Origin of the sequence: Blautia sp. AF19-13LB (assembly GCF_003479105.1) — a bacterium.
Classification (GTDB): Bacteria; Bacillota; Clostridia; order Lachnospirales; family Lachnospiraceae; genus Fusicatenibacter; species Fusicatenibacter saccharivorans.
This window is the reverse complement of record NZ_QUGO01000008.1, coordinates 73,410-87,746: the sequence shown is the minus strand read 5'-3', so window position 1 is coordinate 87,746 and position 14,337 is coordinate 73,410. Positions and strand designations below refer to the sequence as shown.

Sequence of the window (14,337 nt, the reverse complement as noted above, 5' to 3'; positions counted from 1 at the left end):
TGAAAAAAGAAAAATTCACAAACAAAAATGGTTCTCATTCTGCACTAAATATATTTACCGAGTATTCCATGACAGATCCCGGTGATCTGGCGGAATATTTTGGCTTCACAGAGCAGGAGATATCTGCCCTCTGTGAAAAATATGAGATGAGTTTTGAAGAAGCAAAAACGTGGTACGATGGTTATCAGTTGATTGCGCATCGGCAGACTGGAGATGAAATTTATTCCATGTATAGCCCGAAATCTGTGGTAGAAGCCATGCTGCGCCACAAATTCGGAACCTATTGGAACCAGACGGAAACGTATGAGGCCTTAAAAATTTATATTCAAATGGATATGGATGGCCTGAAAGATTCTGTGGTTCGAATGCTTGCCGGTATCAATTATAATAAAAAAACGAAGAAACATGAATGTGTTATTGAAGTAATGCAAAAATAAAAACGGAAGTCTCATGTCTGCGCAGTAAGGGTGGTGGATATGGGACTTTTTGGTAAAGATAAATAAAATTTATGGAGGAAACAGAATGATTATTGATTCTTATGATATCAACAGCGAGCCGATTGTAAAGCTGGAGAATTTTTATGGGGAGAAGCAGCATCTGGTAAAAAAATGTATGGTAATTTTTTCAAAAGTAATATATGAATACATGCTTGAAAAATTCCCATGCCGACAGATTGCAGAAGTAAGAGCATGCAATGGAAATATACCGGTTTGGACTCTGCCATATGAGGAAGAAACGATTGCTTTCTACCTGACACCAATTGGTTCCGCTCTTGCAGCAGGAACGATTGCCGAAGTCAATCATTTAACAGGAGCATCCGTCTTTATCATGTTTGGCTCGTGCGGCAGTCTGGACAAAGAAGCAACCGATGGAAAGTTTATTCTCCCAACGGAGGCATACCGGGGAGAAGGACTGTCCTATTATTTTGCAGAACCGCAGGACTACATAAAAATAAAAAACACGGACAAACTGGCGGAATTTTTCAAAGAAAGGAAACTGCCATACGTTCAGGGGCGCGTATGGACGACAGACAGTATGCTTCGGGAAACGGTAAATCTTGTAAGAAAACGAAAAGAAGAAGGATGCATTGCCGTGGAAATGGAACTCGCAGGCGTTCAGGCGATCAGTGATTTTTATGGATTTGAACTGTATGATTTTCTTGTTGCGGGAGATGTGCTGATCGAAGGAAACTATGAAACGGATGGATTATCTGCCGCTAACCACGATCTGGACAAGCTGTTTCTGGCGCTGCAGATAGCGAAAAGTGTATAAAATTACAATGTTTGAGGAAAAAGAAATATTTCAGAGCCGTTTGCAGAAACTTTTAGATAATACGAAAGCGGGAATTATGTATGGAGAATGGAATGACAATGGGCGATTGCTTACGGACGAATAAATTAATCATTTTAAGAGGAAATTCCGGCAGTGGAAAAACAACTATTGCAAAGGAATTACAGCAAGTGTTCGGAAAGAATACAATGCTGATCTCGCAGGATGTTATCCGAAGAGATATGCTCAAAGTCAAAGACGGAGAAAATACAAAGGCGCTGCCTCTTCTGGAAGAACTTCTGCGATATGGAAGAAAACACAGCGAGATTGTTATTCTGGAAGGAATACTGAATGCGGAATGGTATCGTGCATTATTTGAGCTGGCAGTAGCTTTATATGGAAAAAATATATACGCATATTACTTCGACATCCCCTTCGAGGAGACCGTGAAGCGCCACAAAACAAAGCCGAACTGCAATGATTTCAGTGCAGAAGATATGCAGAGATGGTGGAACGAAAAAGATTATACATCCGTTCTGTATGAAACCAGAATAACGGCGGATCAGGACAGAGAAAGCATAGTTCGTGACATCTGTCAAAACATAATATCCAATGGAAAATAATTGCTTCGGACAGGGAATGATCTTTGTTCTGCCAGAGAAATATGATAAAATAGAAACAGAAATAAATTTTTGCAAGCCTGTCGGTGGTAAAGGATTTAGGAAGGAGCAGACCCATGAAATCAGTAATTTCCATTGGAAATCAGGATTTTATATCCATTAGAAAGAATAACTGTTTTTATATCGATAAGACGGATTTTATCAGGGAATGGTGGGACAATCAGGACAGTGTTACTCTGATCACACGCCCAAGAAGATTCGGCAAGACCCTGAATATGAGTATGGTCGAATATTTCTTTTCCGTAAATCATTCCGAATGCAGCAAATATTTTGAAGACCTTGTCATCTGGAAAGAGGAAAGATTTCGTAAGCTGCAGGGAACGTATCCGGTGATTTCCCTCAGCTTTGCAGATATCAAGGCAACCACATATGAGACTGCAAGAAGAGCGGTAATTCGTAAGCTGGTAAAATTATATAGTACTTTTGAATTTGTCAAATCCAGCAAAGTATTAAATGAAAAAGACCGCGCCTATTTTGATTCCGTTGAAGAAAATATGTCGGATGATGCGGCAGCAGTAGCTGTCAATTATCTGTCCGATTATCTGAGCCGCTATTACGGAAAAAAGGTGATTATTCTTCTGGATGAGTATGATACTCCTTTGCAGGAATCGTATATTCATGGGTATTGGGAGAATCTTACTGCGTTTATCAGAAGCCTGTTCAATTCCACATTCAAAACGAATCCCTATATGGAACGGGGACTGCTGACAGGAATAACAAGAGTCAGTAAAGAATCTATCTTTTCCGATCTGAATAATCTTGAAGTTGTAACAACAACATCGGAAAAGTACAGCGGCTCGTTTGGCTTTACAGAAGAAGAAGTCTTTCATGCGCTGGAGGAAAATGGGCTGTCCTATTGTGTGAGTAAAAAAGACGTTGTAATCTTCTTATAAATTCAAGGCTTTTCCCGGAAAGGAAAACATGAAATTTATCAGTAATTCAGACTACGGAAAACCGGTTGAAACCGGAACAATATTCTACACGACATTAAACGGAATCAAGGTCACAATCCACAAAATTATTCACCTGGACGGCTGGTTCTTATCATGCGCCCAGTTTCAAATTGACGCCCAAAAGTTGAAAGCCGAATCACTTCCTGGCGCAATCGAAGAATCAAAAGAGATCTTGAAAGAATATGTGAAGAACATAAACGATTTCATAAATCGTTATACTTCCGAACGCTGGGAAATATCCAGGTATTAAGGCGGTGGGACTATGATAAAAACAATTTTAATTATTGCCGGCGTTATCGTTGGCGCCCCGATTGCCTTATTTATTCTATTTGTTGTCGTGGTGATTATTAACTTTCTTATTCAACCAGAAATGAATTCAAGCGGAATGATAATCGAATGTCACGGTTGTCCTGGAATGAAAAACGGATCCAACGAATGGCCGTGTAATGAATGTGAGTTCCGCCCGGATAATAGATGGTGGGATCCGGAACTTGAATGTGAAATTCTGAAAACTTCCAGAAGATATAAAAAACTTTTGAAGAAAGGGAAAGTGAATGAAGATTCTAAATAAATGTCCGATATGTGGCGGAAAGTTGGAATATAATATGTTATGTCAATACACGAACATATACGGAATAAAAAGAAACGGTGATCTGACAGAGCGAAGGAAGCGAAAGGAAGACGCTGGATCTATGGAATGTGGATTTATTGCTTGCGCTAATGAAGATTTTATGACGGATTGTGATTTGACCGTGATTGTTCCACAAAATAGCGACATAATCATTTCGCAAATTCACGATCGCTATTACTACGAAGAAGGTGAAGAATAATGTCGGCATTATATGACAAAAAGAAATGTCCACTATGCGGCGGAATGGTGATCTTGAAAAGAAAAGGCGCGGCCCTTCGATCGGCCGGATTCTATCAAGGGCCAGACACAACGGCTTCCTGGGAATGTATCGCTTGCGGAACTGAATTCGACGCTGATTTCAACTATACTTCCGCTGGAAACATAGAAGCGCGCAATCGTGAAGCTTACATCGAAAGGCACACCGAAGGCGTTCCGATTGCCGGGGAAGTGTGGCCGAAGATATGGTAAATAAAGAAAACAAATATATTCCAGGTGTTTATAAAAATCCATCGAATTATGAAACTATAAAGGTTTATATTGTTGTTCCAGGTGATCCTTACGACGCTTCGATTTTGGGCGTGTTCCGAGATAAAAGAAAGGCGGAATTATACGCAGAAATACATAATTGCGTTGTTGAAGAATTCGAAACTTCGGACGATGAAGAAATCGTTTTCGGCTGGAAAGTTTCCGTCATTTACACAAACAGAACTGGGAAAATGTCGATAGATGTATCAAAATACGAGATCGGCCCGTTCAGCCACGACGATATAACAAAGGTCAAGCCATACTCAACTTGTCCTTATTGCCATACAGACATTGTGCTTTTTATGACAAGATACATTCGGGACGAGTACGCGACAGAAGATCGGATCCGGACAACTTATAAAAAGGCCGCCCGTGACATTATGGCATATTGCGAAGAACGTATTTCTTCCGGTTACAAAACGTCGCAAATAAACGAATTTCTGAAATCAAAGGTTGAACGTGGATATTTCAAATAACAAAGTCGCCAGAAATGGCGGCTTTTTTCACTTTGAAGTGAAATTTGTAAATAAAATATATAAAAATACTTGACACATTACACTTTAGAGTGTATAATATAATCAGAAGTTAAGGAAAGGCGGAAATAAAAAATGACAGTAGCAGAGAAGAAAGCAAAGAAAGCATACAAGGAAAACTTAATCAGTCAGGGAATAGACAAGGATCTGGCCGAAATCATGGCGAAGACATTCGTTGATTATGAGATCGTCAAACCGGTAGTAAATGGGAATTGTTAATAAAACAAAAGTAAGGGGCAGAACGCCCCTTGTGTTAATTCTTACCATTCGGCCCGTGTTCACATTCTGCCAGGCGTTCGCCGCAGATTGGACACGCTTCAATCTTACAATTCCAATGGTGCCAACGTCCTTCCTGGGCGAAACATTCCGGACAAACCGGATTCTTCTTCCCGTGAAGCGCGTCGCGCGGATCACCGACTTTTATTCGCTGGTAGCGCTTGCCGGAGAAATCGAACGTCCTTGTCCGACAGCCGCACGTTGAACCGATACGTCCGCCGCATTTCTTACACACCGGCAATTCCGCCGGCGCGGTATATCGGAATTCGTGTTTCAACCCGTTTATGAATGTGATCGACTGGACGCGGCCGTCCAGGACGACGATCTGATCGACGATCTGGTCGATAAAGTCTTTCAGGATTTCGTTGTCTAATTCCTGGGCCATGCCGACATAATCGACGAAGGATTTTGAAACGATCCTTTGAGCCACCAGGAACGCGGAAGCCTTCTTGATAAATGACATGTCGGCCAGATCATCATTCCCGGAATCGTCCAGCAGATCCGCAAGCTGGCGTTCCATGCCTTCGATTTTCTTCGCCAGCCCCTTTTTCTTCGTGGCGAATTCTTCTTTCGTCATAGAATCCGGATCAAATAGATAAACGTCCGTTAATCTGGTGACAGCATTTTTCGACTTTTCGATTTCAGATTTTAACAATTCGATCTGATCGCGGTCGCTGGCACCGTCAGAATCGCCCAGGAAGTCAATATCTGGAATATAGGTTCCGTTCCCTACCTGACGAAAAGAAAGCGCCTGGAAGGTCAAATTCAAGCCTTCCGGAAGGATTCCGGCCACGCCGTCGAACGTTTCGCCTTTCAGAAGTTCCCTTTCCAGTTTTTCGGGCGTGGCTATGTTCTTAAAATTCTTCTGAACCCTGGCAAGGTTCGCAATATAATTAAATATAAAAGGCCCGATATAAGATTCGTTTATCGTCCTGGAATTGTCGCAGTCCAACATTCTGGAACGCTGGGCGCAACGATACATTGACGGCTGCCAGCCGTTCGCCCTGGCGCGATCCTTCGACGCGATCATATTAGCGCCGCACTTGCCACAAACCAGGTGTCCGGAAAACGTGTGAACGTACTTCCTGGCGCGCAGATCGGACGTGTCGCGGCTGGATCCGTTCTGATCCATGATCTTATTGCACCGTTCAAATTGTGCCTTGTCGATGATTGCCGGGTGATTGTTTTCACGGACAATCCATTCACTTTCCGGCTTCAATGGGCCGCGCCCGGATTCACGCAGATTGTAGCGGTATGTCCCAATATAGAACGGATTCCGAATAATATCATGGATCAGCTTCGAAGTCCACTGGCCGCCGCGCTTTGATTTGAAATTATTATTATTCAGGTATCGCGCTATTTTTATGCTGGATTTCCATTCTTCGTATTTGTCGAAGATAAGTTGAACGATCTTCACTTCTTCCGGATCCGGTTCAGGAAACTTCGTTTCGCTGTTCCAGCGATAACCAACCGGCATACGTGCGCCATTCCACAATCCTTGTTCGGCACGATCCAGCATGATTCCGGTTACACGTTCGGACGTCATATTTCTTTCAAGTTCCGCGAAAATCAGAATGATTTTAAGCATAGCTTCACCGATCGCGGTTGAAGTGTCGAACTGTTCGTTCATCGAAATAAACGTGACTTTATGATCTTTTAATTCCTGGTACATTGCCGCGAAGTCAAGAAGATTTCGGGAAACACGATCCACCTTCCACACGATCAAGTGTGAAAATTCGCCAGATCTGACACGCGACATCATTTCTTGAAAGTGCGGACGTTCCGTGTTCTTCGCTGAATATCCGTCGTCTTCAAAAATCACATGATCTTCAAGTCCTAGAAATTTACAATATTCTTTTAATTTCTTCCGTTGGAACGGAAGACTGTCTTTATCGACCTGGTATCTGGTGGAAACGCGGACGTATAACGCCGCCTTTTTCTTCGTCCAGATTTTCAGGTGTTTTTTTGCTTTGGCGTATGCCATAAATAGCCCCTTTCCCCAGGCACCGAAAAAAGGTATAAAAAAGAAAGCCGATTGATTTTTCCGGCCTTCTTTGCTATAATATAGGGTGCTTATTTCCAATATCAGAAGGCCGTTTTTCGGTTGCCTGGTATTAAAGCCGGTTAATGATTGCAGTCGTTGACCGGCTGTTTTTATTCGGTTACAAAATGCCTTATTCCGTCTTTTCAATATCCCCGTTATCCAGGTAAACACAATAAGATTCTAACGGAGTTCCGCCGAACATTTTCTTTGCGTCGTGTTCTTCACCGTCTACATAGTCAAGAACCGTAACAAGAAGACGATCGCCGCCACTGTTGATCCGTGTTGTTGTGTTGTTGGCAAAATTTATAATAGCGTGAACTTCGTCGTCGGATTTGAAATATTCTTTGTAATATGACAAAACATAATCTTGAATATTTACATCGTTCGATATAGTAGCATAACGCCATTTTCCGGTTACATCATTAACAACGCTTTTCCAAAATACCGGATCAAGTTCTGAAATATCTTTGTCGCTAACGCCGACGATTGTATCGCCGGTACGGTGTTCAACTTCCGGAGCCGCTTCGGTTGCTTCTTCCGTCTGCTCGGATTCCTGAACAACGGATTCACTGACAACTTCACTTTCCTTATTACTTTCGACCGGTTCTTTTGATTTGCCGCAACCGGTCAGACCGGCAAAAATTGACAGAATCGACATAAAAATCACCACTTTCTTTTTCATAGTCCTATTCCTTTCTATATAAGCCCTTTCATCAGGGCAATTTTATATATATGTTTACAAGGACGGTGATCCGCCTTGTATGTTGAACACTGGCACATTCCCAGATTGCACCAGACTTCTTCCGGATCGGATTCTGCTTTTATCCTTGCAAGCCCTTTTTCTTCGTCCTGGAAGTGAACTATGAAGCTTTCTTCTTTTGCCTGACGAAGCTTTTCTTTCTGGGCTGGTAACTGGTGAATTCTTTCCGGGAAACGATAGAACGGCGCAACATTCGCCTTCGCCTTCTTTTGCCATTTCAAATATATTCGGATCTTCCAGGCCCACACGGCCAGGAAGACGGCAACGGCACCGATTATTATTTTCAAAACCACAATATCACCTTCCAAAAATTACCAGTATACCTTGCCGACCATTAAATTTATAATAGTTTAGCCCGGCCTTTTTCTGGAAAAGGGGTGGTGCTAATGATAATTAAATACATAGAATACAAAAGCCGCCGCGTTTACGCGATCTATTACGCAAATTGCAAAACAATGTATTATAATTTGAAATTTAATGGAAGGACGAAGATATACTTGTTGATCTGGTAGCCTTATAGGCAAGGCCGGGCGTTTTAAACGCCTAGCCCGTTTCTTTATTCCGAACCGGTTTTTCTTCGACCGGCGGAAATTCCTTTTCCAGTTCTTCCGGCGTTTTCGGTACATCACCGAACAAGTCTTCGTCCATACTTCCGGATTCAACCACATTATAAAAGAAATCTCTTACCGTCTGACGCTGATCGGCGTCTAATTTCAAATACTGGTAAACCAGATTATAACTGAAATCGTCAAGATTAAATTCCTTTTTTAACTGATCCATAGTATCAGAAGGACTTTTTACTTTCATTTCTCCGGATCCGGTTCTTAACCATTCTTCATTTATGGAAAACTCGGAACAGATAAGTTTTATCATAGGTTCTTTTATCTCTACACGACCACGTTCTAAATTATTTATTACGTCGCCGCTTACACCTATTCTTTGACCGAAAGCCGCGCGCGAAAGACCTATTTCTTCGCGTAAGCAACGGATTCTTTCATTCATCACGTCACCCCCTTTCGTTTTATGAACACATAATATCATTATTTCTTTGGTTCGTCAACCAAAATATTTTTATATTTTTTGTAAAAATGGTTGACAAACCAAAATAAAACATATATACTTGGCTTATCAACCAAACAGAAACGGTTGACGAACTAAAAAACAACAGAAAGGGGGCCGTACTTATGGCAAACGAAAAGAACATTACAACAGTACGCGACGAAGACAAATCTTTTATCCGCGTGATTATGTCACTTCCACCGGAAAAGAAAAATCTTATCCAGGGAATTATTATCGGCCTGGATCTGCAAGAGAAACAGACCGCAACGGCGGCCAGATAGGCCGCCAGCACTTCGACATATAGCCGGAACAACCGACTGCAATCGGCGGCTGATGTTGGAAATAAGCGAAAGGAAAAATTGAATATGGATAACTTTAGAATCTATGACACAATGTTCCGGTTCAATAACGAAACCGAACGACCTTCGGGCGTATGGCGACGGAACCAGAAATTCGTCCACGACGCGTATTTTTGGAAAATTCTTAATATGCTGAAAGACGAAGGTTTCGACGTACATCACGACGAAAGAGTTTCAAAGATAATTCGAAGAAATTACATCGAAGGGATCAGAAGGGATTTGAAATTCAAGGCCCAGCGGTTCCCAGCCGGCTTCGAAATTGTTTTTTACCAGGACGTTGTTCACGAAAACCCACACGGTGGTTTTTACGATTTTGACAAGCGGCAAAAAATGCCATACCTGATCGGGCTTCAATATGAAAAATACATGAACCTGATTGTCAAGAAAATAAAAAGCCTTGTGGAAGTTGAAGACAGATCCAGCATAAAGACAAAGACCGCGGAAGAATGGATAAAAGCACGATACGTTGAATCGTGTCACTATCCACAAACTGACATGAATTTCGATCTTCACGCGTTGGACGGGCAAGGCCACGAAGGCCAGTACGGCCTAGATCGCGACGGAAAGGAAATTCGCAACGGCGACATTAAATACTTCCGTTACTGGCGTGATGGCCGGATATATCGCGGCCGGGTATATTACGATCTCAACATGAACTGGATTGTCATTTTGAACAAAAAGGACACACACGTCATTTCTTGCTGGGAACTGTTCGATCTTACGCCGGAAGACAATCTTCACCGAATGAAGGATCCGACACGATCAGAAGGCTATAAAAAGCATATGGCCCACCTGGAAAAACTGAAAGCTGAAAAAACAAAGGAACTTGTGATTGAGTTAAAACGCCGCGGCTATGCGGTAAAGATAGAAAGGAAATAAGCAAATGACAAGAGAAAAATTCCGGTTCGCCGGACAGACCGTGAAGGTCAGAAACGAGATCCCAAAGCTCGGCGGCGCCGACTTTACAATCGAAGACTACTGGCAGAATGTGACCGGCGGCCTTTCCTGGATGGATAGCAACTGCAACCCGGCCGCGATGATGTACGCGATCCGTACCGGTTCCCAGGGCTTTAACGTCCCGATCGACAACGAAGTCGTTTACGGAAAGATCGGTTCGCTTGGCTATCTGTTCCATGTGTCCGAACTGATTCTTCCGAAGGAAGGAGAATAAGCACATGGCACAGGAAAAGGAAATCAAGAATTTTGTTTTCAACTACACCGACGGCACAAGTAAAACCGTCGAAAAAGGTTTCTTCTGTCATATCAAAGACGAACCGAACGGCGAATCAACGTTAAGTTTTGAATTTGTCGGTGTATCTGGAAAAGATCTAACACAAATTGTTTTGGGTTGTGTCGAGTTGGGTACACGCCTGGGAATGTTCGACAAAAAGGAAAGCGAGGAAATAAGCGAATGAGTAACACGAAAGAATCTATTGTTTTAAAGTATGACGACATGGGAATCCCTTCGATCATGCTTAAAGTTGAGAACACGGCGAAGACACCGGAAGAAGCGGATCGAATGTTCTTCGTCCGCGGTGTGGAATATGATTCCATTTATTTAAGCCAGTTCGTTAATTGTATCAGAAACGGACGCGCGTATTCATTGCCGGCGGTTGATCCGGCCGTAAGAATTAACTTCGACGAAGCGATCGCCGCATGCAAGAGAAAGGGCCGCGGCTGGCACTTACTGACCTGGGCGGAATGGAAATATATTCGCGAACATACAATTCCGGACATTCACGGAAATACAAGCTTCGGCAAATATCACAACGACGAAACAGAAATCGGAATCGGCGTTGTGAATTGCGGAAGAACCTTGACCGGCACCGGCCCGGCGAATTGGTTCCACAACGGCAACAAAGAAACCGGAATCGCTGATGTAGTCGGTAATGTCTGGAAAATGATTGCTGGACTTCGATTGAAAAGCGGCGTGATCCAGTATATGCCGGACAACGACGCGGCGGCACCTGACGCGGATCTTTCGATTTCTTCGGAAGAATTCCAGGAAGTACACGTTGACGATCTTCCGTTCCCGGATCCGGTAAGGATAGGCGCAAACGAAGACGGCGAACTTGTTATCACGACCGACAAAGAAAAGGTTGGCGGCTGGGCCGGTGGAATGAGATCGGAAACATACGTCAATTTGACCGAAGTTCCGCAGATCCTGAAAGACTTAGGAATCATCACGGACGACATGAAGGAAAATTCGGAATGGTTATCAGCAGACGCCGATCTGGAAGAAGCAATCCCGTTCGTGGGTGGCGGTTGCAACGACACTTCGAACACTGGCCCTTCCGCGTTGAACTTGGGCAACGGACGTTCGGACGACGGGACGAGCATCGGCTTTTTCTCCGCTTGTTTAGGGGAACCTGTTCGCCGATAACTGTAATCTGTTTACCCACGCGATAGCGTGGCTAATAGGCCGGATAAACGGCCAGAAAGGTGGAACTATGAGAAGAAAACCAACAAATCGAACCAGTTACAAAGAAGTTTGCGCGTTATATGAAAAATTCGGTCGTTCCGATTATCGTTTGAGATCGGCCGAAGACATTTTGAACATTCACAGATTCGATATTCGCGAAACGGACGGCTACGAAGATTTAACCCAGGAACAGAAAGAACTGTTCGAAAGCTATTGTGTCACGCACATGAACAGCCTGGGAATGAATACAAAAATAACCATGTGGCCGAAATCGGTTCATTACGTGAAAGAATATGATTATTATTCCGCCCCGGAATGGGACGAAGACGAACAGCGAAATATTCGCTGGGAGATCGGCCGCGAATGGATCATCTTAAAAGCAAACGGAAGAACGAAGAAGTTTAAGAAGTACATGGACGAAGGAAAGACAATGGCCGACGTGGACGCCGTTTCCACCCAGGAAAAGGAATATCTTCGTGTGGACTGGAAATACCAGGGACGCGCCGAATGGTTCCACGTTATGGCCCCGGATAAATACTATTAAGGCGGTGATTCTATGAAGAAGACTTCTGATATTGGAAATAAGAGCCAGGCGGAACGCCTGAAAGACATTTTGAAAAGCTTCGGGATCAATTCCCAGGAAGAACTTGACGGCGCCCTTGCTGGCGCCCTGGAAGCTATGACAATCGGAATTATGACGGACACAATAACCGTTCCGGCTAATTCCGCATAATAAAAAGCGCAACGCGGAAGTTTGGCCCCTCGGACGTTACGCTTTTGACCGTACCTGTGAAAGCACAGCCTTTATTTATTGTAAAGGAAAAGTGTAAAAATGTCAAGAATCGGCGCAAGCGCCAGAAGATATTATTCTGACGGCATTACACGGGTGACGGATCCGTTCTGGAAAATGAAATGTAACAAGTGCGGACACGTCTTTTTATCGTGTATCTGTATAGCAGAATGTCCGACGTGCGGTTCGATGGATCAGAAGGCATTTCTGGACGGAAAGAGCCTTGAAGAAATCAAAACTGAACGCGGCGAACCGACTATCCCTGAATATTTACTTTCAAAAAATCAGAGTTTATCAGAGTAAATCAGAGATAATCAGAGTTTATCAGAGTAAATCAGAGATAATCAGAATTTATCAGAGTTAGAAAGGACGGTGAAAGAATGAACAGACTGGGTTTCCTGGTGCTTTCGATTCTGAAAGCAAACGGAGCAACAAACAAATTATGTTCTATGTCGGTTCGGGAAATCACCGACACAGAAGAAGATTGTGGTTACAAGGAAAATACAATTTTTAAGAAAATAAAGGAATTTGAACAGTCCGGCTACATATGCCGCGGCTTGAAAGAAGGCCGGGCGGACACGTTTTTCATAACGTCGGAAGGGTGCGAATTTCTGGAAAGGGCGAAGAATGAATCGAAATAAAAAACTTTTTGCTAATTCTGTTTTACACGGCCTTATCTTCTTAATGCTGGCGGCCATATTCTTAACGCTGGCCGCCATTCTGGACAACAGCAACACGGCACGCGAAGAAGCGGAAAAACAGAAAAAGAATTCAGATCTGGACGGATCACTTGCGACTGTTCAGATCTACAACGAAGAAACGAAATGCTGGGACACATACCAGGGCGTTATTGATTTACATTCCGGACTATACGGAACGTGGCTATATGAGATTAACGGCCAGGAAATCATTTTGACCGGCGCCCGGAATATCGGGAGCGTTCCGGCAGAAACCGAACAACAGACGTTCGATAATACAACGAAGGGAGAATCAGACAATGAAAAATAAAATTGCTTTTGTAGCCGTCGGCCAGGCTGGCGGAAATATCGGACAGCTTTTCGAACAGAAGGGCTACAACGTGCTTTACATCAACACAAGCCAGGAAGATCTTGACACGCTTGAAAAGGCGAAATTCAAGTATCATATCCCGAACGGAGAAGGTTGCAACAAGGACAGAAGAAAGGCGAAACAGCTTGTGATCGACGACTTCGACCAGATCGCCGCAGAAATCGAAACAAAGATCAAGTCGGAATTGATTTTTGTAATCTTCGCCAGCGGCGGCGGAACCGGTTCAGGCGCCGGCCCTATGCTTGCGGATCTTCTGATTGACGACGGAAAGACAATCGGCGCCATGACGATCATTCCGAACCCGGAAGAAAGCGTTAAAAGCCACATGAATTCCTATGAATGTTTTTCGGAACTGACACAGATTCCGGGACTTGCTTCTTGCTTTATCCTGGATAACAACAACGGGGACAAGCTAGAACTGAATTCGCGCTTCGTCGAAGATTTTTGTTCATTCCTGGATATTCCGGAAAAACACAAGAGCGTAAAAGGCAATATTGACAAGGCGGAGATCATCGAAACATTAAAGGCCCACGGAATGGCCGTTGTGACGCGCCAGAAGGCCCAGGAAAGCGCCGAAGTGATTAAGGCTATACATAATACACCTTTCGCCCCGATCGAAGGAGATAGAGCCGTTAAATACATCACCGCGTCATTATCGGGCAATGTACGAATGACAGATCTTGAAAAAGACTTAGGAACGCCGATCGACACATTCCAGACTTTTAATGATGAAAACACAATATGTTGTGTTTCCGGACTGAATTATCCACAGACGCGCCTTGATATTGTGTATAACAAGGTTTCAGAGAACAAAGAAGCGATAAAAAAGAACCTGGCGGCAACGCATGAAAGCACGATGAAAAAAGACGTGAACTTCCTGGACGACCTGGAACCGGAGAAGAAACCGGCGACAGAGAAGAAGCCGCTTTCGCGCAGAAACATTATGAGTAAATATTTATAAAGGCGGT

24 protein-coding genes and 1 pseudogene are annotated in these 14,337 nt (G+C 43.5%); 21 read left to right on the top strand and 4 right to left on the bottom strand.

Annotated features, from left to right (window positions below):
* Positions 1-23 precede the first annotated feature (23 nt).
* The 10 genes and pseudogenes from DWX32_RS10010 to DWX32_RS19615 form a co-directional block, all read left to right on the top strand.
* A pseudogene (locus DWX32_RS10010) lies at positions 24-377 on the top strand (AAA family ATPase); the annotation flags it as partial.
* Between the two features lie 145 nt (positions 378-522).
* Positions 523-1,272 carry a nucleoside phosphorylase gene (locus DWX32_RS10005; RefSeq protein WP_055225800.1) on the top strand — a complete coding sequence of 250 codons (750 nt, stop codon included), beginning with the start codon at positions 523-525 and terminating at the stop codon, positions 1,270-1,272.
* Positions 1,273-1,352: 80 nt separating this feature from the next.
* Positions 1,353-1,892, top strand: a complete 540-nt coding sequence (locus DWX32_RS09995; protein WP_243004570.1) for a kinase — start codon at positions 1,353-1,355, stop codon at positions 1,890-1,892.
* Positions 1,893-2,005: 113 nt separating this feature from the next.
* Positions 2,006-2,842, top strand: coding sequence for an AAA family ATPase (locus DWX32_RS09990; RefSeq protein WP_118659901.1), 837 nt, complete (start codon positions 2,006-2,008; stop codon positions 2,840-2,842).
* Positions 2,843-2,870: 28 nt separating this feature from the next.
* Positions 2,871-3,152, top strand: coding sequence for a hypothetical protein (locus DWX32_RS09985; protein ID WP_118659899.1), 282 nt, complete (start codon positions 2,871-2,873; stop codon positions 3,150-3,152).
* Positions 3,153-3,164: 12 nt separating this feature from the next.
* The gene (locus DWX32_RS09980; protein ID WP_118659897.1) at positions 3,165-3,473 is read left to right on the top strand and encodes a hypothetical protein; all 309 of its coding nucleotides are present in this window, start codon (positions 3,165-3,167) and stop codon (positions 3,471-3,473) included.
* A 121-nt stretch (positions 3,474-3,594) separates the two neighbouring features.
* Positions 3,595-3,732 (top strand): hypothetical protein, encoded by a 138-nt coding sequence (locus DWX32_RS19620; RefSeq protein WP_158579570.1) that lies wholly within the window; start codon positions 3,595-3,597, stop codon positions 3,730-3,732.
* Positions 3,732-4,001 carry a hypothetical protein gene (locus tag DWX32_RS09970; RefSeq protein ID WP_118659893.1) on the top strand — a complete coding sequence of 90 codons (270 nt, stop codon included), beginning with the start codon at positions 3,732-3,734 and terminating at the stop codon, positions 3,999-4,001. The genes DWX32_RS19620 and DWX32_RS09970 overlap by 1 nt, the downstream gene beginning before the upstream one ends.
* Complete coding sequence (locus DWX32_RS09965) at positions 3,995-4,534, top strand: hypothetical protein (protein WP_118659891.1); 540 nt, start codon at positions 3,995-3,997, stop codon at positions 4,532-4,534. Before DWX32_RS09970 ends, DWX32_RS09965 begins: the two co-directional genes overlap by 7 nt.
* A 132-nt stretch (positions 4,535-4,666) precedes the next feature.
* Complete coding sequence (locus DWX32_RS19615) at positions 4,667-4,810, top strand: hypothetical protein (RefSeq protein WP_158579569.1); 144 nt, start codon at positions 4,667-4,669, stop codon at positions 4,808-4,810.
* 34 nt (positions 4,811-4,844) lie between these two features.
* On the opposite strand, the gene DWX32_RS09960 is transcribed toward DWX32_RS19615, so the two are convergent.
* The 4 genes from DWX32_RS09960 to DWX32_RS09945 all read right to left on the bottom strand — a co-directional run bounded on the left by DWX32_RS09960 (position 4,845) and on the right by DWX32_RS09945 (position 8,673).
* On the bottom strand, positions 4,845-7,058 hold the full coding sequence (locus DWX32_RS09960) for a recombinase family protein (protein WP_147398484.1): 2,214 nt from the start codon (positions 7,056-7,058) through the stop codon (positions 4,845-4,847).
* Entirely contained in the window at positions 7,042-7,593 is a 552-nt protein-coding gene (locus DWX32_RS09955; protein ID WP_118659886.1) for a hypothetical protein, read from the bottom strand. Before DWX32_RS09955 ends, DWX32_RS09960 begins: the two co-directional genes overlap by 17 nt.
* A 14-nt stretch (positions 7,594-7,607) precedes the next feature.
* The gene (locus tag DWX32_RS09950) at positions 7,608-7,958 is read right to left on the bottom strand and encodes an SWIM zinc finger family protein (protein ID WP_147398483.1); all 351 of its coding nucleotides are present in this window, start codon (positions 7,956-7,958) and stop codon (positions 7,608-7,610) included.
* A gap of 256 nt (positions 7,959-8,214) precedes the next feature.
* Positions 8,215-8,673, bottom strand: a complete 459-nt coding sequence (locus tag DWX32_RS09945; RefSeq protein WP_022004874.1) for a helix-turn-helix domain-containing protein — start codon at positions 8,671-8,673, stop codon at positions 8,215-8,217.
* A gap of 182 nt (positions 8,674-8,855) precedes the next feature.
* On the opposite strand from DWX32_RS09945, the gene DWX32_RS19610 reads away from it, so the two are divergent.
* The 11 genes from DWX32_RS19610 to DWX32_RS09900 all read left to right on the top strand — a co-directional run bounded on the left by DWX32_RS19610 (position 8,856) and on the right by DWX32_RS09900 (position 14,330).
* Entirely contained in the window at positions 8,856-9,011 is a 156-nt protein-coding gene (locus DWX32_RS19610) for a hypothetical protein (protein ID WP_022004875.1), read from the top strand.
* A gap of 84 nt (positions 9,012-9,095) precedes the next feature.
* A complete protein-coding gene (locus tag DWX32_RS09940) occupies positions 9,096-9,968 on the top strand; it encodes a hypothetical protein (RefSeq protein ID WP_118659880.1) in 873 nt (290 codons plus the stop codon).
* A gap of 4 nt (positions 9,969-9,972) precedes the next feature.
* Positions 9,973-10,260 (top strand): hypothetical protein, encoded by a 288-nt coding sequence (locus DWX32_RS09935; RefSeq protein WP_118659878.1) that lies wholly within the window; start codon positions 9,973-9,975, stop codon positions 10,258-10,260.
* Between the two features lie 4 nt (positions 10,261-10,264).
* Positions 10,265-10,504: a hypothetical protein gene (locus DWX32_RS09930; RefSeq protein ID WP_118659876.1), complete on the top strand. Its 240-nt coding sequence runs from the start codon at positions 10,265-10,267 to the stop codon at positions 10,502-10,504.
* Complete coding sequence (locus tag DWX32_RS09925) at positions 10,501-11,472, top strand: hypothetical protein (RefSeq protein WP_118659874.1); 972 nt, start codon at positions 10,501-10,503, stop codon at positions 11,470-11,472. Before DWX32_RS09930 ends, DWX32_RS09925 begins: the two co-directional genes overlap by 4 nt.
* Before the next feature lie 67 nt (positions 11,473-11,539).
* Positions 11,540-12,055, top strand: a complete 516-nt coding sequence (locus tag DWX32_RS09920) for a hypothetical protein (RefSeq protein WP_118659872.1) — start codon at positions 11,540-11,542, stop codon at positions 12,053-12,055.
* A 12-nt stretch (positions 12,056-12,067) separates the two neighbouring features.
* Positions 12,068-12,244, top strand: coding sequence for a hypothetical protein (locus tag DWX32_RS19605; RefSeq protein WP_158579568.1), 177 nt, complete (start codon positions 12,068-12,070; stop codon positions 12,242-12,244).
* A gap of 99 nt (positions 12,245-12,343) precedes the next feature.
* Complete coding sequence (locus DWX32_RS09915) at positions 12,344-12,604, top strand: hypothetical protein (protein ID WP_118659870.1); 261 nt, start codon at positions 12,344-12,346, stop codon at positions 12,602-12,604.
* A gap of 77 nt (positions 12,605-12,681) precedes the next feature.
* The gene (locus tag DWX32_RS09910; protein ID WP_118659868.1) at positions 12,682-12,942 is read left to right on the top strand and encodes a hypothetical protein; all 261 of its coding nucleotides are present in this window, start codon (positions 12,682-12,684) and stop codon (positions 12,940-12,942) included.
* Positions 12,929-13,309 carry a hypothetical protein gene (locus DWX32_RS09905; protein WP_118659866.1) on the top strand — a complete coding sequence of 127 codons (381 nt, stop codon included), beginning with the start codon at positions 12,929-12,931 and terminating at the stop codon, positions 13,307-13,309. Before DWX32_RS09910 ends, DWX32_RS09905 begins: the two co-directional genes overlap by 14 nt.
* Complete coding sequence (locus DWX32_RS09900) at positions 13,299-14,330, top strand: hypothetical protein (protein ID WP_118659864.1); 1,032 nt, start codon at positions 13,299-13,301, stop codon at positions 14,328-14,330. Before DWX32_RS09905 ends, DWX32_RS09900 begins: the two co-directional genes overlap by 11 nt.
* Positions 14,331-14,337 lie beyond the last annotated feature (7 nt).